The organism is Pseudomonas neustonica, assembly GCF_003797945.1.
Lineage (GTDB): Bacteria > Pseudomonadota > Gammaproteobacteria > Pseudomonadales > Pseudomonadaceae > Halopseudomonas > Halopseudomonas neustonica.
Genome location: NZ_RKKU01000010.1, coordinates 77606 through 97243, shown reverse-complemented (window position 1 = coordinate 97243; position 19638 = coordinate 77606). Strand labels below are relative to the sequence as shown.

At 57.3% G+C, this 19638-nt stretch carries 12 protein-coding genes; 8 read left to right on the top strand and 4 right to left on the bottom strand.

Annotation, left to right across the window (positions count from 1 at the left end; translation table 11 throughout):
- Positions 1-290: 290 nt before the first annotated feature.
- The 3 genes from EF096_RS10135 to EF096_RS10125 all read left to right on the top strand — a co-directional run bounded on the left by EF096_RS10135 (position 291) and on the right by EF096_RS10125 (position 10000).
- Positions 291-1265 carry a helix-turn-helix domain-containing protein gene (locus EF096_RS10135; RefSeq protein ID WP_123889503.1) on the top strand — a complete coding sequence of 325 codons (975 nt, stop codon included), beginning with the start codon at positions 291-293 and terminating at the stop codon, positions 1263-1265.
- A 156-nt stretch (positions 1266-1421) separates the two neighbouring features.
- On the top strand, positions 1422-8759 hold the full coding sequence (locus tag EF096_RS10130) for an autotransporter-associated beta strand repeat-containing protein (protein ID WP_123889502.1): 7338 nt from the start codon (positions 1422-1424) through the stop codon (positions 8757-8759).
- A gap of 752 nt (positions 8760-9511) precedes the next feature.
- On the top strand, positions 9512-10000 hold the full coding sequence (locus EF096_RS10125) for a hypothetical protein (protein WP_123889501.1): 489 nt from the start codon (positions 9512-9514) through the stop codon (positions 9998-10000).
- A 40-nt stretch (positions 10001-10040) separates the two neighbouring features.
- Here EF096_RS10125 and EF096_RS10120 read toward each other — a convergent pair whose 3' ends face one another.
- Entirely contained in the window at positions 10041-11045 is a 1005-nt protein-coding gene (locus tag EF096_RS10120; protein ID WP_123889500.1) for a helix-turn-helix domain-containing protein, read from the bottom strand.
- A gap of 163 nt (positions 11046-11208) precedes the next feature.
- Here EF096_RS10120 and EF096_RS10115 point away from each other — a divergent pair, with 163 nt between their 5' ends.
- The 5 genes from EF096_RS10115 (at position 11209) to EF096_RS10095 (ending at position 17194) form a co-directional block, all read left to right on the top strand.
- Positions 11209-12615, top strand: a complete 1407-nt coding sequence (locus tag EF096_RS10115) for an ethanolamine ammonia-lyase subunit EutB (RefSeq protein WP_123889499.1) — start codon at positions 11209-11211, stop codon at positions 12613-12615.
- Entirely contained in the window at positions 12612-13496 is an 885-nt protein-coding gene (gene eutC, locus EF096_RS10110; RefSeq protein WP_123889498.1) for an ethanolamine ammonia-lyase subunit EutC, read from the top strand. The genes EF096_RS10115 and eutC overlap by 4 nt, the downstream gene beginning before the upstream one ends.
- Positions 13497-13588: 92 nt before the next feature.
- Positions 13589-14992 (top strand): ethanolamine permease, encoded by a 1404-nt coding sequence (gene eat / locus EF096_RS10105; protein ID WP_123889497.1) that lies wholly within the window; start codon positions 13589-13591, stop codon positions 14990-14992.
- Between the two features lie 183 nt (positions 14993-15175).
- On the top strand, positions 15176-16348 hold the full coding sequence (locus EF096_RS10100) for an alpha/beta hydrolase (protein ID WP_123889496.1): 1173 nt from the start codon (positions 15176-15178) through the stop codon (positions 16346-16348).
- Positions 16349-16567: 219 nt separating this feature from the next.
- Positions 16568-17194, top strand: a complete 627-nt coding sequence (locus EF096_RS10095; protein WP_123889495.1) for a hypothetical protein — start codon at positions 16568-16570, stop codon at positions 17192-17194.
- Between the two features lie 95 nt (positions 17195-17289).
- On the opposite strand, the gene EF096_RS10090 is transcribed toward EF096_RS10095, so the two are convergent.
- The 3 genes from EF096_RS10090 to EF096_RS10080 form a co-directional block, all read right to left on the bottom strand.
- Positions 17290-17856 carry a LemA family protein gene (locus EF096_RS10090; RefSeq protein ID WP_123889494.1) on the bottom strand — a complete coding sequence of 189 codons (567 nt, stop codon included), beginning with the start codon at positions 17854-17856 and terminating at the stop codon, positions 17290-17292.
- Positions 17857-17865: 9 nt separating this feature from the next.
- Positions 17866-19014, bottom strand: coding sequence for a hypothetical protein (locus EF096_RS10085; RefSeq protein WP_123889493.1), 1149 nt, complete (start codon positions 19012-19014; stop codon positions 17866-17868).
- Between the two features lie 220 nt (positions 19015-19234).
- The gene (locus EF096_RS10080) at positions 19235-19633 is read right to left on the bottom strand and encodes a hypothetical protein (protein ID WP_123889492.1); all 399 of its coding nucleotides are present in this window, start codon (positions 19631-19633) and stop codon (positions 19235-19237) included.
- Positions 19634-19638: the final 5 nt, after the last annotated feature.

Genomic DNA, 19638 nt, shown 5'->3' with positions numbered 1-19638 from the left:
GATGACGGCGAGCGTGCTTCAATCCACAGCGATGGCGAATGATTCGAGGCGAGCCGACCTGATAGAAAATTGTGCCCCATAAATAAGTGCACTATTTTTACGCGGCATCGTCTTGGCGTTAACTTCGAAACAGATGGCAACAAGACAGTTCGCAGCAGTCAAAGGCTTTAACAAAATCTAGCACGCGGATGGAGGATCTGAATTACCTTGAATCCAGGTCGGCGTGTATAGTGAAAAAAAGAATTTATTGGCTTGGGCAGTCAATATTAACCTAGCTGAAGGAATAGGCTTTGTTTAACTCGGACGCGGGCAGCTCCAAAGGTATCAGCGACTCCGTCCTGCAATCGGTAAGCATTTACGATGCAGCCCGGCAGGCTGATATACAGCCTTGGGCTAACATGGAGTGTTTTCAGCTGGGGCGCGGCTTACAGCTATCGACGGTTGACTGCCTTGACCTTGGCGATCAGCAGATCGTGCGCGAACGCCAGCTAGCGCCTATACAAAAACTCGGTATTACCCCGGCTAATTTCTGTACCGTTTCCTGTTGCACGTTTGATCCGGGGTTTCGCTTTTCCCAGCTAGGCACCAGTTCTGCAGCCACCATGTTCTTCATGCCGGAGCAGACCGAGTTTGATATTTACGTTCCAACGGGCGTGCAGACAGCCTATGTCAGTCTGAAGCAGGATGCATTACTTGACGCTTTGCGTACCCTCAGCCCCGAACAGTGGGAGTGCACGCCAGAACAGCTGCAATTGTTCCAGGCAGTACAACAAAGCGCCCTGAAAACCCTGATTAATCAGTGGCTGCTGATGGCTGATAGTCTGCGCTCCCCTTCAGGCTCTGTGGACGACAATTTGCTCCTGCACAGTATTGCGCACATTACCGCCGCTGCAGCGCAAAATACAGCTCATCCGCCACTCACAGAGCGCGTCCAGGCCTTTACCGTTTACCGGTTGGCGCGTGCCTTTATTGCTGATCATCTAGAGCTGGACGTGGTGCCCACCGTAGTTGATATCTGCCGTGTTATTGGCGTCTCTGAACGCAGCCTGCAATATGCTTTTCGTGCCTACGTTGAGATGTCGCCGCTGGCATACCTGCGTCTCTGCCGCCTGAATCGGGCCCGCGCAACGCTGCGCGCTGCTGACCCGCACAGCACCTCCGTCACCACCGTGGCCATGCGTTTCGGCTTTCTACACATCGGTCGCTTTTCCGTTGATTACAAAAAGATCTTCGCCGAGTCACCCTCGGCAACTCTCGCCTCTTAAATCGCTCACCTACCCGCTAACAACACGCTTCCTGTCTTCGCCTTGCGGAAATCGGATAGTGCCCCGCGCCGCGCCTAAGTATTGTCGCTCTACTATGGCATAGCACTGCACGCTGCATGCCGTCCGCACTCATCATTCTTGGCAAATGGAACTGGCATGAACCGACTTCACCGCGTTATCTGGAACGCTACCCGTGGTCTCTGGGTGGTAGTAAGTGAACTGGCCAAGAGTGCAGTGAAGGGACGCTGCCGAGGCCGCCAAGCGGGAGTCAGCCTTACCCTAGTCCCTCAGTTTCGCCGAGCCACACTTTATCTGCAGTTATGTACCGCGTTAATGCTGCCAACCCTCGCGGTCATGGTCACACCAGCAATGGCAGCGACCTGTATTCCAGATATCAAACAAATCTGCGGCGCAAACGGTACGGCCGGTACGGACGGCACGCCCCTTGGCCCAGGCTTAGTCAGCACATCCGGTACTGCCGGTGGCAGCGCGGGCGCAGGGAAGGTCTACTTCGCCGGTCAGGCAGAAACAAACAGCTTCAGTATTGAGGGGGGCGCCGGGGGCACTGGCGGTAACGGCGGAAACGGTCTGCCAGGCATTCCCTCCTCCACTGACGCAATGATCGCAAACGGCACCCGCAGCGGTAATGGTGGCGCCGGTGGTACCGGTGGCTTGGGCGTCCAGGGTGAGGGGTTCATTCTTACCAATGAGAATAGTGGCAACATCCTTGGCGGCACCGCCAGCAGCGCTGGTAACTCAGGCCAAGGCGGCAACGGTGCGGCCAGCGTCGGAGGCAGGGGTGGCACCAGTGGTGATGCTGGTAACGGTGGCGATGGCGGCGCAGGGCTGGACGGAACCAACTTCACTCTCATCAATATTGGCAATATTGCAGGGGGTGAAGCCAGCACTGGTGGTAACGCCAGTAACGCTGGTAACGGTGGCAGCGGTAGTGATAACACAGATGGTGGCGACGGCGGCGACGGCGGCAGCGGTGGCAACAGCGGTAACGGTGGTAATGGCGGTAGCGGCGGCGCGGGTGTCAGCGGCGCGGGCTATACGCTCATCAGTAGCGGCGGTATCTCGGGCGGCAACGGAAAAGATGGGGGCAACGGCGGAGCCGGAGGTAACGGCAGCAATGGCGGCAACGGCGACGCGGGTGGTGGCACCGGCACTATGGGCCTGCCCGGCGGAGACGGTGGCAACGGTGGTAACGGCGGCAACGCTGGCAACGGTGGTGCAGGTGGCAACGGCGGTGCGGGTGTTGCCGGGACAGATTTCATCCTGAGCAATAGTGGCGCCATCCTCGGCGGCGATGCTGGCAACGGTGGTGCTGGCAGCATTGGCGGATTCGGTAGTATCGGTGGTGCAGGCGGCCCGGGTGGCTCCAATGCACCCAGCCCAGGCAATGCTCCTAATGGCCAAGCTGGCTTCGCTGGTCTGCCTGGCAATGGCGGTAACGGCGGCAATGGCGGTTATGGTGGTGCGGGCGTAGATGGACAGGGGTTCACGCTCACCAATACCGGCAGCATCTCCGGTGGCAATGGCGGGCCCGGTAATATTGGCGGTCCGGGAGGCCTGAACGTTATCGGCACACTGGGCCCTGCGGGTACTCTCGGTAACAACGGCTTGGGCGGTGCAGGCATCCTAAGTACCGGTAATAGTCTTATCACCAGCCGTGGCAGCATCAGCGGCGGCTTGTCCGGAGACGGTGTCACACGCGCCAACGCTGTGGACTTTTCCGGGGGCGGCAACAGCCTGACACTCCATGACGGCTACAGCTTCACCGGCAACGTGGTTAGCCATAGTGGTTCCACTAATGGTGGCGATGCCTTGTATTTAGGTGGGAGCCAGGATGCCAGCTTCGACACCAGCCTGATCGACAAACAATATTTTGGCTTCATGGAATTAATGAAGACGGACAGCAGCACATGGACGCTGACAGGCAGCGGCCCCGCACAGCAATGGCAACTGCTGAATGGCATCTTGCAGGTGGGTGACGGTAACCAACCGACCAACCTCGTTGGCAGCGCTGAGGCAATCCGAGCCTTCAGACTTGGCACCCTCAATGTAATGGCCGCAGCCACCCTGCGTGGCGGTAACGGCAACAATGGTAGCTCAGGTACACCCGGCAACCCCAGCGGCGGCAATGGTGAAAATGGCTGGTTAGCTGTCGACGCGCAGGATTGGAGTCACGTCGGCGCGGCGTTTGGGCCATGGCTGGTTGGTAGCGGCTCCACGATCAACAACAGCGGCCTGATGCGCGGGGGCGCCGGCGGCAACGGTGGCGTTGGAGATAGCGCCGTTGGCGGTAATGGCGGCCATGGTGGGGAGGCGATCCTTGCACAGGGTACGACACTCATCAACCAAGGCACGATAAGCGGTGGTGCCGGCGGTAACGCGGGCAACGGTGCCAATGGTGGCCACGGCGCTGAGGCGGTTAACGGCTTGTTTTTTGCGCTTAACAACAGCGGGGTGATACGTGGCGGCAGCGGTGGCGCAGGCGGCATGGGCCTCGGCAGCGGGCGCAGCGGCGGTGATGGCGGGGTGGGCGTTAGCGGTACTTTTATCTCTCTCGACAACAATGGCGCGATAAGTGGTGGCGAAGGTGGTGTTGGCGGTGTTGGCACTGGTCCTTTCCCCAGCCCGGGCACACCTGGCCAGGGTGGGGTCGGTGTCAACGTCAAAGGGGCCAGCACCATCACGACCACTGGCAGCATCAGCGGCGGTCTTGCCGCCGATGGCAGCGCGCGCGCCAACGCCATAGAGTTGTCTGACGGTAACAACAGGCTGACACTGGAGCAGGGTTACAGCATCACCGGCAACGTGGTCAGCAGCAGCGGCACAAGCAGCGGTACCGGTGATACCTTGGCCCTGGGCGGCAGCAGCAACAGCAGCTTTGATATCAGCCAGATCGGCAGCACGGCGCAATACCAGGGTTTCGAGTTCTTCGAGAAGACCGGCACCAGTACTTGGAGCCTGACCGGTGATGCCAATACCCCTATCCCCTGGACCATCAGCGCCGGTACCCTGCTGGGCAACACCCGCAGCCTGCAAGGCAACATCGTCAACAACGCCACGCTGGCCTTCAATCAGACCACGGACGGCAGCTTTGCCGGGGCGGTTTCCGGCACTGGCGAGCTGAGAAAACTCGGCAACGGCACCTTGATTCTGGGCGGTATCAATACGTACAGCGGTGGCACCACGATCAATAGCGGAACACTCTCCATTGGCGCCGGAGGTACGACAGGCAGCGTGCTTGGCAATATCGTCAATAACGCCTCCCTGGTATTCAATCGCGCAGATGCCATCACATACAGCGGCATCATCAGTGGTAGCGGTAGTCTTACTCAAACCGGCTCAAGCGCCCTTATCCTGACCGGTAATAACAGCTATTCTGGCGGCACCTACAACACCTCAGGAGCCACGCTGTCGATTGGTGACGGTGGTTTCAGCGGCAGCATTACCGGCAATATCATGGGTAGCCAAACGGATATTGGCACTGTGGTCTTCAACCGGTCTGACAACTCCGTCTTTAGCGGTAACATCAGCGACCACAACCTCATCAAGCGGGGCACGGGCACGCTGGGTCTGACCGGCAGCAACATCGATATTGGCGACTTTCGTGTCGAACACGGTGAACTGGCCATAAACAATGGCGGCCTTGTCAGCAATACCAACAGCTTTATTTCGGGTGCCGATGGCGCCAGCCGTATCAGTGTGGATGGCAGCGGTTCAAGCTTGAATTCCAGCGCAATCAATGTCGGCGATAGCCATGCCGGTACGCTGACCATCAGCAACGATGGCAGTGTTACCGCGACCGCCGCCAACGGCGGCGTGCTCCTGGGCTCGTCCACTGCAACCGGCACGCTGAATATCGGTGCGGCTGCCGGCAACAGTGCCGTGACCGCCGGGACCTTATCGGCAGACCGGGTAACCTTCGGCTCTGACAACAGCAAGATCGTCTTCAACCACACCGGCAGCGATTACACCTTTGCCACTGACATCGCCGGCAATGGCGAGGTTGAACTCTATTCCGGCCTCACAAACCTGACCGGCAGCAGCAGTTACAGCGGCAGTACGCGGGTCATCGGCGGCACCCTCAAGGTCAATAACCTGTCAGGCAGCGCCACCGGCAGCAGCAGTGTCAGCGTGGCCAGCGGTGCCAGTCTGGGTGGCAGCGGCAGTATCGCCGGCAGCGTCACGGTCAGCGATGGTGGCCGCCTGGCTGCCGGCAACTCACCCGGCAACTTGACCCTCGGTGAGTTACAGCTGAATAACGCCTCAGTCCTCGACTTTGAGCTGGATTCCCCCACAGGCATAGCGGGAGTTGATAGTGACCTGATCACCGTGACAGGTGATCTCACCCTGGATGGCATCCTCAATATCACCGACCTGGGCGGTTTTGATTTTGCTGTAACCGCGGGTGATACCGGCAGCTATACCCTGTTCAACTATGGCGGCAGTCTGACCGACAATCTCCTCACATTGGGTGAGGGGTTATTGGCGGGGTACAACTACCGCGTTGATACCGCCACAGCAGGCGAGGTTGCTCTGATTGCTGACTTTACCGGCCTGCAATACTGGGATGGCAGTCAAACCACGGCAAATGCAGTGCCTGATGGCGGGAATGGGGTCTGGTCGGCTAGCGACACGAATTGGACCAACCCATCCGGTGACACTAATGATGCCTGGAGCGATCTTACCGCTGTTTTCTCTGGTGCCGCAGGGACGGTTGAGGTTGACGGCTCCCACACCGTACAGGGCTTGCAATTCGCCACGGATGGCTACTTGCTGGAGGACAGCAACAATAATGGCACCATCGTACTTGCTGACAGCGGGGCAGATATTCGTGCCGCCAGCGGCGTCAATGCCCTCATTGATGTCGTTCTCAGCGGCAACGGCAGCCTGTCTAAAACCGGTGCAGGGTCGGTAACCCTGCTGGGCAGCAATACCTATACCGGTGGTACCGAGATCTACGACGGAAGATTACAGCTAGGCGCTGACAATCGCCTTTTGAATACCGGCGATCTGACCGTCAACGGCGGCACTTTCGATTTGAATAATTTTGACCAGACGGTCGCGAACCTATCCGGGGTAGGCGGTGTTATCGATACCGGTGATACCGGCGACTCAACCCTGACCATCAATCAAACGGTCGATGCCACTTATGCCGGTGATTTTGCCGGTCATACCGACACCACCTTCAGTCAGGTGCTGGTAAAAAACGGCTCCGCCACCCTGACCTTGAGTGGCACCAGTACGCAAACCGGATTAGGCCAGGTAGCCATCAACGAGGGCCGCCTGGCCGTCTCGGGTGGCAATGCGATTGGTGACTCATTCATCGTGACGGGTGCTGGCGAGCTTGAGTTGCTCAGTGATGAAACGCTTGGCTACCTTTTGATAGATGCAGGCGGCAAGGTCTTGCTCAATGCCAATACCTTGACCATCAACACCAGTTCTTATGGCAATATTCCAATTAATGACGCGGTTATCTCAGGCACAGGCAACATTATTGTCAACGGCCCGGGCTCTCAGGTACTCAGGGCTGAGAACACCTATACCGGTAGTACTACAATTAACGGCGGCCGACTTGTTGCTAATCACCTGTCCGCTTTAGGCAACAATGGTGCGGTTACGGTTAACACCGACGGCATACTGGGGCTCAGTAGCGATCTGAATATTGGCTCATTGGCCGGCAATGGACGGGTATTTCTTCAGAATGGACTGGGTAACTATCATTTGACCTCCGGCGGTGACAATACCAGCACCCTGTTCAGCGGTGTGATATCCAGTGCAGCCGGCGGCCGCTTCAGTAAAACCGGCACCGGTACCCTGACCCTGACGGGCATCAACACCTATACCGGCGATACCAACGTTAACAATGGGTTACTGGTGGTCAATGGTTCGATTGCCAACTCAAGGACGACGATCAATATCGGCGCGGGCCTGGGTGGCAGTGGCACGGTAGGCAACGTCAGCCTCAACGGTGGCACCCTCATGCCAGGCAACTCCATCGGCACGCTCAATGTAAATGGTGATCTGGACTTCAGCAGCGGTGGTGTCTATCAGGTGGAAGTGGATGCCGCTGGCAACACCGACCTGATCAACGTCACGGGGAGCGCAAACCTGACCAACGGCTCGGTCATGGTGCTGCCCGAAGCAGGCAGTTATATGATCAACACCAACTACACCATCCTCACTGCGGCGGGTGGTTTAAACGGTACAAGCTTCAATGACATCAGCTCCAGTCTGGCCTTTCTGACACCTACCCTGTCCTACGATGCCAACGCCGTATTACTGAACTTGAGGCGCAATGATTCCGACTATGCCTCGGTCGCAGACAGCCCTAACCAGGGCTCGGTCGGCTCGGCCCTGGATGAGTTGTTCGATAACGACCCTAGCGCCGTCGAAGATCTCCTGGACGAACTGAACACGCTGACCGGCAGTGGCGCCAATCGTGCCTATGATTCCCTCAGCGGCGTACAACATAACTACAGCAACCTGATTGCCCTGCAAGCGGACAATCAATTCAAAGGGCTGTTGCTTGATCGCCTACAAGGCAATACCCCCATGCTGGCCAATAATGACCAGCTTACCCTCGCTGATAGCGGTTCTGGCCATCGCACAGATGCCAGTCTGAATACCAACCAACCGCAGACAGGCCAGGGCTTGTGGCTGCGTGGCACCGGCAGTTACGGTGAAATCAACGGCGATCGCAATGCCCTTGGTGCCCATTACAGCGCGGCAGGCACGGCAGTCGGCGTAGATACCCTGATTGCCGATCAACACCGATTAGGCGCAGCCTTTGGCTATAGCCGCGCCAACGCCGATGTAGCGCAAGGCAGTCTGCAGCTCGATAGCTATCAACTGGCGCTGTACGGCCAATGGCAACTGCCGGATCAGGTATATGTTAGCGGTGTGATGGGCCTGGGCTACCATGACATCGAGTCCAGCCGCCAGATTGTGGTAGGCAACCTTGGTAGCAAGGCAGAAACCGACTACCACGCCTGGACCGGGCATCTGACTGCAGAGGCTGGCCGCACCTTTGCGTTGACCGACAATGTCCGCGTCACACCGTTGGCCGGGTTGGAATATGCCCATGTGGACCGCTCGTCCTTCGTTGAAAAGGATAATGCCGGACTGGGCTTGCAGGGTGAGCGAGACCGACAGGACTCACTGCGCTCGGTGCTCGGTACCCGGCTTGCACATGCCTCCACCACGGACAGCGGCCTGCGCATTGAACCGACGCTGGAGCTGGCCTGGGTGCATGAATATCTTGATCAGCCAGCTGCACTGAGCGCCGGCATGGCCGCCGACCCTAGCGCCAGCTTTACCGTGCAAGGTCCAGCGCTGGATCGCGACCGTGCCCGTGTGGGTCTGTCAGTGAGCATGCGGTTGAATGACAGCGCGTCATTCGACCTGGGTTACCGCGGCGAATTTGCCAGCTCAGACGAGCATCACGGGATAGCGGCTACCTTCAGGATGGCTTGGTAAAGTAAGGAGGTAGGCTGGTGCAATCCACGGGAAATCCCTGGAGTTCTGGTTAGCAGCTGGCGCTGAAGCCCAGCTTCGGCCCAGGAATACCCTGTGTCCAGCCAAGCAAATGTTTTGGCTGGCTTGTTGAGGTGGTTTTTGGCGAGTCTCTTGTCAGAATGGGGCGCCAATGGGACCGGCTTGCGGGGTGGAGAAATTCGTTATCAGTCCGGCTGTCATTCTCGGGGCGCTCGCCTTTATTCAGGCTGGCCGGTTTACCGATTGCGACCATGGACTTGCTCCTGGTGCCGTTATCCATACTGATTATAATATTCTCGTTCGGTAAGGCATTTCGCCATGGCGCCTATGTTGATGAAGCTATTTATTCTTATTCAAAGAAAAAAATGGCTTCCATAATCGTGACCTTTTCGCCATGTTGTTGGGCGTCGTAGTGAGCCTGGTGGGGCTCAATGGCTTTTTGAGGTTTTTACGGGTAAAGGCATTGCCCACGTTTATACGCTGGCTTTGCTAGGGTTGGCTCTTACGGTGTTTAGTGCGCAAAGCCTGTACCTGCTCAGCGTTCGACTCCGCCAGCGTTGACTGGTGCTGTTTGGCGGCGAGGCTAGCGTTGCTGCATGCGGTATTGAGGCGTGCGTGCGCCCGTATCGGCTTGGCAGCAGACGACATGCCAGACACTTGCTATTATTGAGTTCAGCTGTTTTTTGTTAACGCTTGCTCGGATGCAAGCGCAGTATCGATAAGGAAAGTCGCTCATGTCTCCTGATGTCATTGCTTTATTCAACCGCTGTTCCAGCTTCTGGTCGCAGCGCCTGGCTTCACTTCTCGTCGTTCTGGCTGTTACGTCGCTCACTGCCTGTGCGCTAGTCCCCCAAGTTGATAGCTCTTTAACTTTTGACGCGTCAGACGAGTCCATTTATGGCTTGGTCCGCCGCGATGGCGAGTTGTCTGAAAGACGGATTCGCCTGGTGGGTGGGGCAGAACGCTGGCAACTATTGGATCAAACTGATGACGGTCGGTGGGTAGATGTGACCTGCACCGAACATTGCCTGTTGGCGGTTGCTTCGCCGGATGAGGTTCAGCGGATATTGCGTAATAAAGCGATGTCTGATGAGTCTGCCCGCTGTATGCATAACATCGCGTTCGCTATTTGCCGCATAACCAATAGGGGGACGTCCGCCCGACGTTATCTGTTGGTCGCGCTGGAGCAGCGCGTAGGTATTCAGCTTAGGGCGATGCGTTGAGGTTTGGACGCTAGCGCCACTAGCTATCGGCTCTCTGTTATTAACGGAAGGCGCTTTGTGCCTTCTTCACCGTCTGCGACGGATTCTCGCCAAATAATGCCTTGTACTCGCGCGCAAACTGCCCTGGATGCCAGAAGCCCCAATTAGCGGCTGTGACTGCAATGGGCGTGTCGTGTAGTGGGTCACTGAGCGCGCGGCGTACTTGATTGAGGCGGGTGGTGCGCAGGAATTTGAGCGGGCTGATGCCGAGGATGCTTTCAAAACTGTATTGCAGGGTGCGACGGCTGACGTGGGTCAGTTCGCACAGCTCGGTCATGCTTACGGGGGTGTTAGGGCTGCTGGCGATGTAGGCTTTAACCTTGTCTACCACCTGTTTGCGGTGCGCATAACTGGGTGTGGTCTGCGTGGTCAGATTGTCTTCACTGAGCAGGGCAAGCAGGGCGGTGCTGGCAAGATCCTGCTGCAGCCGGCTGTTGAGGCCATCAGCGCTATGCGTTACTACCCGTTCGAGCAGGTAGCGCACCTGATCGAGCCGCTGCAGTTCTACGGTCAGGCGCGGTGCCTGTTCCAGCAGCGCTAGATTCAGTGCACGGCCCTCGCGCTCGACGGCGCGCAGTAATACTTCTTCTTTTACCACGATGCCGTAGATGTCGAAGGCATCTGGCGTCATCAATTCAAAATCGCGCGCGCCGGGGCGGCACATCAGTTGGTTGCTGTCGACGGGGAGGCCGTTGATACGACAGTCCGCCGTTTGCGCAGGTATGCCCAGCCATACCGAATCCTTCCAGACATTGCACTGTTGCCGCAGTGAGCGGTTGGTGTGCTCCTTGAACAGCTGAAAGCCCTCCAGCGCGACTTCATCAATGCGTCCATAAAAACGACCGCCAGCGAGCTGGTCATATTCCTGCTGCCAGTTGGTCAGGTTGTGAGCGTGCTCGTCGGCGTCCTGCGCCTCAAGCGTGCTCCGCCCTGGTGCGCCGGGTGCTGAAGACGGGTGCACGGGCGCGCGCTGGAGTGCGTCTTCTGGGGCGGGTTTAGTGTTCATGGTTCATCAGCATGCGCCAAGCGTTTGAATTGATGAGAAAAAGTCGATTTGCCAAAACGTGATAGTTGCCTGGAACGTTCATCGCATGACTCTTTGCTATTAATTGCTGCGTATGAGCGACGTTGCCGCATTTTAGCAGCAAGTTCTGTGCCTGAGGTGAATGATGAGCCAATCCTATCGCTACGTACTGGGTAGCAAGACCTATCAATTTCGTGACCTGGCCGAGCTGATGGCCAAGGCCACGCCACACCGCTCTGGTGATCGCTTGGCTGGTGTTATCGCGTTGTCGGCAGAAGAGCGCGCGGTAGCGCAGATGACCCTGGCCGAAGTACCGCTTAAGACCTTTCTAAATGACGCACTGGTGCCCTATGAGCAGGATGAGATCACCCGGCTGATTATGGATGAGCATGACGCCGAGGCCTTTGCGCCCATTGCCCATCTTACCGTGGGCGATTTCCGCAACTGGTTACTGAGCGATTACGCCACACCTGAGGTGCTGCGCTCAGTGCGGCTCGGCATTACGCCGGAGATGGCCGCGGCGGTCAGCAAGATCATGCGTAATCAGGACCTGATTCTGGTCGCAAAAAAATGTCACGTAACGACCGCCTTTCGTAACACCATTGGCCTGCCTGGCCACCTGTCTACCCGCTTGCAACCAAACCACCCGACGGACGATGTGAATGGCATTGCGGCCAGCATTCTCGATGGCTTGCTGTACGGCAACGGTGATGCGGTGATTGGCATCAACCCGGCGACCGATAACGTATCCCAGGCCATCAAGTTGATGAAGTTGATGGGCGAGGTGATCGAAAAATACGAGATTCCTACCCAGTCCTGTGTACTCACCCACGTAACCAATACTATTGAGTGCATCGAAGCGGGCGCGCCGGTTGATCTGGTATTCCAGTCGATCGGCGGTACCGAGGCCACCAACAGCAGCTTTGGCTTCAATCTGAATACCCTGGCCGAGGCGCGCGAGGCTGCGTTGAGCCTCAAGCGTGGCAGCGTGGGCGATAACGTTATGTACTTTGAGACCGGGCAGGGCAGCGCGCTCTCGGCCAACGCGCATCACGGGCTGGATCAGCAAACCTGCGAGGCACGCGCCTATGCCGTCGCACGCAAATTCAAGCCGCTGCTGGTGAATACCGTGGTCGGTTTTATCGGCCCGGAGTACCTGTTTGACGGTAAGGAAATCACCCGTGCCGGCCTGGAGGATCACTTCTGCGGCAAGTTGCTTGGCGTGCCCATGGGCTGTGACGTTTGTTATACCAACCACGCCGAAGCCGACCAGAACGATATGGATAACCTGCTGACGCTGCTGGGTGTGGCGGGTTGCTCCTTTGTGATGGGCATCCCCGGCTCGGACGACATCATGCTCAACTATCAAACCACCTCTTTCCACGATGCGCTGTACGTGCGCCGGGTACTGGGCTCACGGCCGGCACCGGAGTTTGAGCAGTGGTTGACGCGTATGCAGATCATGCGCGATGCCGATAGACACATTCTGCACGAGGCATTGCCAGAGCCCTTTGCGCGTTCGCTGAAGGCGCTGCCGGGAGGTCGCGCATGAGTGAGCGCAAGCCGGAAAGCGACACAGCTGCCAAACCGGCAAGCAGCGTCGAGCAGCATGTACAGAACGGCAAGGTGGTGGAGAATCCCTGGCGCCGGTTGCGTGAATTCACCGATGCGCGCATTGGCTTGGGCAGAGCGGGTATCAGCCTGCCTACCAGCGAAATGCTGGCATTTCAGCTCTCACATGCACAGGCCCGCGACGCCGTCCATTTTCCGCTGGATGTAGAAGCGCTTTGTACTGAACTCACTGGGTTGAACCGATTGCCATCAGGGCCGGTATTGCGGCTGCACTCGCAGGCCGAGGACCGGGTGAGCTACTTGCAGCGGCCCGATCTGGGGCGGTTGCTGGATGATGCGTCGCGCGAGCAACTGATCGGATTGCCTACCGCCAGTGCAGCGGCAAAAACCGATCTGGCCATCGTCATCGTTGATGGTTTGTCGTCGCTAGCAGTGCAGCAGAACGCAGCGGCGTTTTTGTCTCCCTTGCTGGACTTGCTGCAGGCCGAGCAAGAGCCCTGGAGCCTAGCCCCGATCACGGTAGTGGAGCAGGGCCGAGTGGCCGTAGGTGATGACATTGGCGAGTTGCTCAATGCCCGCGCGGTGCTGTTGCTGATTGGTGAGCGCCCCGGGCTTAGTTCGCCGGATAGCCTTGGCCTTTATCTCACTTGGGATGCCAGGCCAGGCCTCAACGACGCGGCACGCAATTGTATTTCCAACGTCCGCCCGGCGGGTCTCGCTTACTCCGAAGCAGCGCGGCGCGTGCTTTACCTGCTACGCGAGGCGCGGCGTCTGAAGCTCTCTGGCGTAAAGCTCAAGGACCGCACTGAAGACGATGTGATCGAGCACGGCGGCGGCAAGAATTTTCTGATTTCCGAATAACCCCGATATGGCACGTGACAACACAAAACTAAAAAAGACTAAGCGCTTTAAACCAGACGCAACTTTTAACTAGAAAAAATAGAGGGATGAACATGGCTACAGACAATCAGGAGTACCTTGCCAAACGGCAACTCAAGCGCGGCACCGCAGGCTGGATTCTGCTCGCGGGGCTGGGTGTGTCTTATGTGATCTCCGGTGATTTTGCCGGCTGGAACTTCGGCATCGCCGAAGCGGGCTGGGGCGGCTTTGCGATTGCTGCCGTATTGATGGCGCTGATGTATCTGACGCTAGTATTGTCGTTAGCAGAAATGTCGGCGGCGATCCCGGCAGCAGGTGGTGGCTACAGTTTTGCTCGTCAGGCAATGGGGCCGACCGGCGGCTTTATGACGGGGCTGGCAGTGTTGATTGAGTACGCCTTGGCGCCCGCTGCCATCGTTATCTTTATCGGCTCGGCGGTTGAGTCGCTGCTCGGCTTCAATGGCCCTTGGGTCTATGCCGCGTTCTACTTGATCTTCGTTGGTATTCACCTGGCAGGCGTGGGTGAGGCGCTGAAGGTGATGATGGTCATCAGCGGTTTGGCGGTATTTGCCATCGTGGCAACCGGTGTAGCGCTGGTGATGCACTTCGATGCCAGCAATCTGTTCGACATCGCCACTACCGACGCCGCAGGCGCGAGCGATATGCTGCCGTTGGGCTGGTATGGCGTGTGGGCGGCACTGCCCTTTGCCATGTGGCTGTTTCTGGCGGTTGAAGGCGTACCCCTGGCCGCTGAAGAAGCCAAGGACCCGGGCAAGGATGTGCCCAAGGGCATCATCGGTGCCATGGTCTTTCTGCTGTTTACCGCGTTGATGGTGGTGGTACTGGTGCCGGGCGCTGCAGGTGCCAAGGCGATGGGCGAGAGCGCCGTGCCGCTGGTAGACGCGCTGAATGCGACTGGCAACGGCAGCCTGGCGACGCTGGTGAATGTGCTGGGTTTGGCGGGCCTGGTTGCCTCGTTCTTCTCGATCATCTACGGCTACAGTCGTTTGGTGTTTGCGCTGTCACGTGCCGGCTATTTGCCCAAGTCGCTATCCCTCACCACCTCGCGCAAGGTGCCGGCACGGGCGTTGATCGTGCCTGGTGTCTTTGGCTTTCTGGCGTCGCTCAGCGGTGAGGGCGATCTGATGCTGGCGATGGCGGTAGTGGGTGCGACTGTGTCCTACGCGCTCATGGCGTTGAGTCATATTCTGCTGCGTATCAAGCAACCTGATCTGGTCCGCCCATACAAGACACCGGGCGGTGTGGTCACCTCTGGCATCGCGTTGGTGCTCTCACTGATTGCACTTACCGGTGTATACGCCTTTGACCCAAGAGCGTTTTTCTACACCGTAGTACTCTTCGTGATCGGCGGTGCCTATTACTTCGGTTATAGCCGCAAGCATCTGGTCGCTAAATCGGCGGATGAGGAATTCGCCATGCTGGCCGAGGCAGAATCTGATCTGGTTGTTGCAACCTGAGCATGCAGCTTTACGCGTAGTTTGAAGGGTCGCTAATTCAGCGGCCCTTTTTTGTTTATCCATGGGTCAAATTGGTACTTATTCACCCGGTCTGAATAGTGTGGGCTCGCTTGACGGCGTTTGGCGGGCTGGTTAGTTTGAAATGCCTTCATTGCCCTAACCGAATAACAAGAAGATACCCGCATGCCTGACTCCCGTTCTCATTCAGCGCGCGCTGCCGCTAAAGCTACCCTGATCGCCCAACTACCGCCGGGTATTCGGTCGCGCCAGATAGATAACGGCAATGGCCTGAATATGCACATTCTGGAGGCTGGCTATGAGTCCTCGGGGCGAGAGTGCGTGTTGTTGCTGCATGGCTTTCCTGAGCTGGCCTATACCTGGCGCAAGGTTATGCTGCCGTTGGCGGAGGCAGGCTATCAGGTGGTTGCTCCGGATCAACGCGGCTACGGCATGACCGAAGGCAGCGATATGCGCTACGAGGGTGATGTCAGTCAGTACCGTTTGCTCAATCTGGTTCGGGATGCGCTGGGGCTGATTTTTGCCTTGGGGCACAAGTCGGTTGCGGCGGTGGTGGGGCACGATATCGGCTCACCAGTGGCCGCGACCTGCGCGCTGACCAGGCCCGACGTTTTTCGCTCGGTGGCCCTGATGAGTGCACCCTATCCGGGAGCATCCAGCTTTCGTTTTGATGGGCGCAGCGCGGCCGAGCAAGCAGCCAAGGTGCATCAGGATCTGGCTGCGCTTAATCCGCCGCGCCTGCATTACCAGCGTTACCTGTGTCTGCCGGAGGCGAACCAGCAGATGCTGGATTGCGCGCAAGGCTTGCCTGATTTTCTGCGTGCCTACTTCCACATGAAAAGCGCCGATTGGCCGGGCAATAAGCCTGCGCCTTTGGCATCCGCCAGCGCCGCTGATTTGGCTACTATGCCCGAGTATTACGTGATGGCGATGGATAAAACGATGCCGCAAACCGTGGCGCAGGCGATGCCAACGGCCGAACAGGTGAGTGCTTGTGCCTGGTTACCAGATAAGGATCTGGCGGTGTATGCGCTTAGCTTTGCTGCAACCGGGTTTCAGGGTGGGTTGCAGTGGTATAGGGCGTTTGGCTCAGCGGCATCACAGGCCGAGCTGCTGCTGTTTGCCGGCCTGACCATTAGCGTGCCCGCGTGCTTTATTGCCGGTGCGAGCGATTGGGGCATCTATCAAAGCCCTGGCGCATTTGAGGCCATGCAGAGCCTCGCCTGCAGTGACCTGCGCAGCTGCAATCTAATCCCTGATGCGGGGCACTGGGTACAGCAGGAGCAGCCCGAGGTCGTAGTGGATAAGCTCTTGGCTTTTTTAGCGGGGATGCGCTGATAATAGGTGTTCATAGCGCGTGTTACTTGCTAGGTGTCACGCATCTACCACCAAGTCGCCTCTGGGAGACTGTATTGGTTGTTAAACCGGGTTTTAGCCCGCCCAAGTGAGAGCGAGTAGACAATCGCGAGGGAAAGAAAAAGCGGTTGCTGGTGTTTTCAGGTATACCGCCTGAGGGGCAAAGCAGGATGGCTTTGCGATATGTTGGCAGGAGGCTAAATGAACAGGTTTTACCGAGCGGCGCTCATCGCCGCGTTATTGTTTGCTGGCGGCTGTGTTACCAGCAAGCTCTATGAAAGCCGCGACTACACCGAAACGCTGGATGCCGTTATGTTGTCGGCGGATCAGCAATGGATGGTGGTGCTGACTCCCAAACATCATTATGTGTTTCCCTTGCCGGCGGTTTTACGCGAGACCTTTAGTGCCGGGTTTCGTACCAAGGTGAGCGCGAGCTTTGACCAGTTCAGCGTCAGCTCCGCGCAACGTGTTTCAGGGCATTATCGTCTGCAGATTAGCGACGCAAACGCTGCTGAGCGCGAGGCCGCGTTGGCTGCTGGTTATCGGGCGGACGATCAAACCCTGGTGTTTGATGGTCAGATTACCGGCACACGCTATGCCGCTAATGGCGTACGAGCGGATGAGTCGTTGCGCCAGCAGGCGCTGAATCGGGATTACCGAATCAAGGTCAGTGAAAGCCTCGGCCCTCACGTGGTGGCACTGCGCACGCTGGTCACACCGCTAGCGGTTATGGCGGACGGGATGCTGGTGATTTTTTCTGTTCCGCTGGTGCTGGTGATCGGTACCGATATCGCTATTAACGGAGCAGAAGGTTTGCACAGTCGGTAGGCTGTTGCTGTGACCAAGGGTGTGCCTTTGGTGCTAACCTTCGAGCAATACAGGTCGGCTGTTCACTAGCGTGTAGGCTTCTCCCCGGTGGTAACTCAGAAGTTGGGCTGGTACTCAAAGCCGCTTGCCGCTTCGCTATCACTGAACGGCACTATGCGTTCTTTGTGCAGCATCAGGTTGTTAACCTGCGCGGCCAGAAAAAACTGAATGCTGTTGTTGAAACGCTCAACTTCGCTGTTGAAGACGTTGATCGCCGCACCGACATTGGCTTGTTGTTCACTGATTTCCCGCATAAATCCCGTCACTACGTTAGACGATCTCAGCTCGGGATAAGCCTCCACGGCGAGCTTGACGCGGTCAACAACCTGTTGCGACATCGTTTCGACCGGCTTTAATGTGCCGCCGTTGGGCGACTCCGGAAGCGCTGCTATCGACTCGCGCAACTGGGTCAGTTCGGTCATCAGGTGATGCTCATGCTCTTTAAAGGCGTCTGCCTGTTCCGTCAGCGCCTCCAGTGTTTTTGTCTTCTGCCGTTCGTACGCCAACACGTCTGCCCAGGCGCGCTGAGCCGCGTTAGCTGTAGCGATGATGCGGTTGTAGACGCCGATGGTGGTGATGCCAAGGATTATCAGCAGAATTAGGATAAATAATGTGGTTGTCATAGGGCCTCGTTATGCCGGTTTGTCTGATGGTAGGGAGAAGTTATCGTCGTGCTGGCACGCTAACCTGTGGTTCAGTTTCAGATAGTGCTCAAGCAGCGGTATGCGGTAATTATCTATCCCGCCCTGCATTTCCTCCAGCATCGCTTCGGGGTTGTGCAGTGTGGTGTAGGTGGTGAAATGGAGCATGTCTTTGTTGTCAAAACTCATGCACAAGCGTTCGTCGGCGAACTGCATATTTAGCCGTTCAAGCGAGGCGGTTTTTTCCAGCAAGGTTAGTGTGGTGATGGGCTTTAACAATCGCGCGCAGGCGATCTTGGTGCTGCCGAATATGTTGAAACGTTTATTGAAGGCTGAGGAGCTGCTGGTGTAGCGCTCAGGCACTTGTTTCTTTGGCTCGCGCTCGATGCCACTATCATCGCCGAACAGGGTAATCACGATGACCTTGGGCTGAGCGCGATGATCTCCCCTGATGAGCACGTTACCCACCGGCGGAAATTCGTTGATTAGCGCAAAGCGCTCATACTCTTGTTTGCTCGTGTTCTCGCCGTCGCTCGTACACTTTACATAGCGAAATCGGTAGTAGGTGAATGACAGTTTATGTGTGTCCCCTTGATAACTACCCACAACCTTGTTTGACAGTACGCGACCGGTGTCGCCCCGGCGAAACTCAGCGAAGTGTTTGGCCAGCCCTGCTAGGTCATCTTTGACGGGGGCGGTTTTTATGCCGTGCAAGAGATAGGCATATCGTCTATGTAAATCTGACGACAACGCGTCGAACGCTCTTCGGTGCGAGCGAAGCCGGAACACAACCGACGCCGCACTAACGGTAACGCACACTAATATGGCGTCTTGCAGAACAAAGTACGGGCTAGGCAGCTTTTGGCCCACCCACCCGTGGGCATCGGCCATATTGACTGCAATCAGGATTATCCAGACGATGCTCGCCAAGCCGACGCTCAAAAATACCGTCAAGTAGCGGAAGGTGATCGGTGATTCTAGCTCACGGAATAGTTCGACGATCGAGCGAATGTCTTCAAGGCTTAACGCTGTACCCAGGCGATATTCTGCTTTTCTTATCAGTTTGAACAGCCGGGTGTTGGGCTGTATGCGAGCTTTAAACTCGTGTAGCCAAACGGCGAACCGCGTTGTGATATTCATCCCTGCGACTTCCGAACGCCATGCATTATAAGCGAGGTGCTCGCTCCTGAGCGCGGAGTTCAACACTCGGGAATCTGCAAGTCAAACCGGGGATAGGGCGTTGTGATCAGGTTCTCTATAACGGCTTGCAGGCGCAGTTGTGCAGCAACCTTCAGTCCTTTATGTCTGGTACGAGGTTTGTGTTTTTTCGTCTCTCTTGCACCGCTACTACTGGCTGCGTTTAGGCATCGCGCAACAAATCCTGACTGTTGAGGAGATCAAACACGATTTCTGGGTGTGCCTGCAGGCTTCGCCGTATCGCCGCCGGGATCGATTTTCGGGTTTTGCGGCAGAGGCCGCGTTGCGGCTCAAACTGCATACCGATGCCGCGCAGGCTGCGTACCTCTTTCAAGCCCGGGCCAATCATCAGACGGATGCCCAACTGCTCGTGCATGCGCTGCTGCAGGTGCTCCAGCTCGGAGAGTGTGCTGATGCTTTCCAGTCGCGCGAGTAGACGCTTCTCTTCATGCAAGGTTAAACGCAGTATGCGTGCGTCCGCGTCAGGGGAATCAAGCAAGGCATCACGATCGCAGTCGCAGGTACCGGGTGGGCAAGCTTGGCGTAAGGCGGTAGACGTCATGGCGG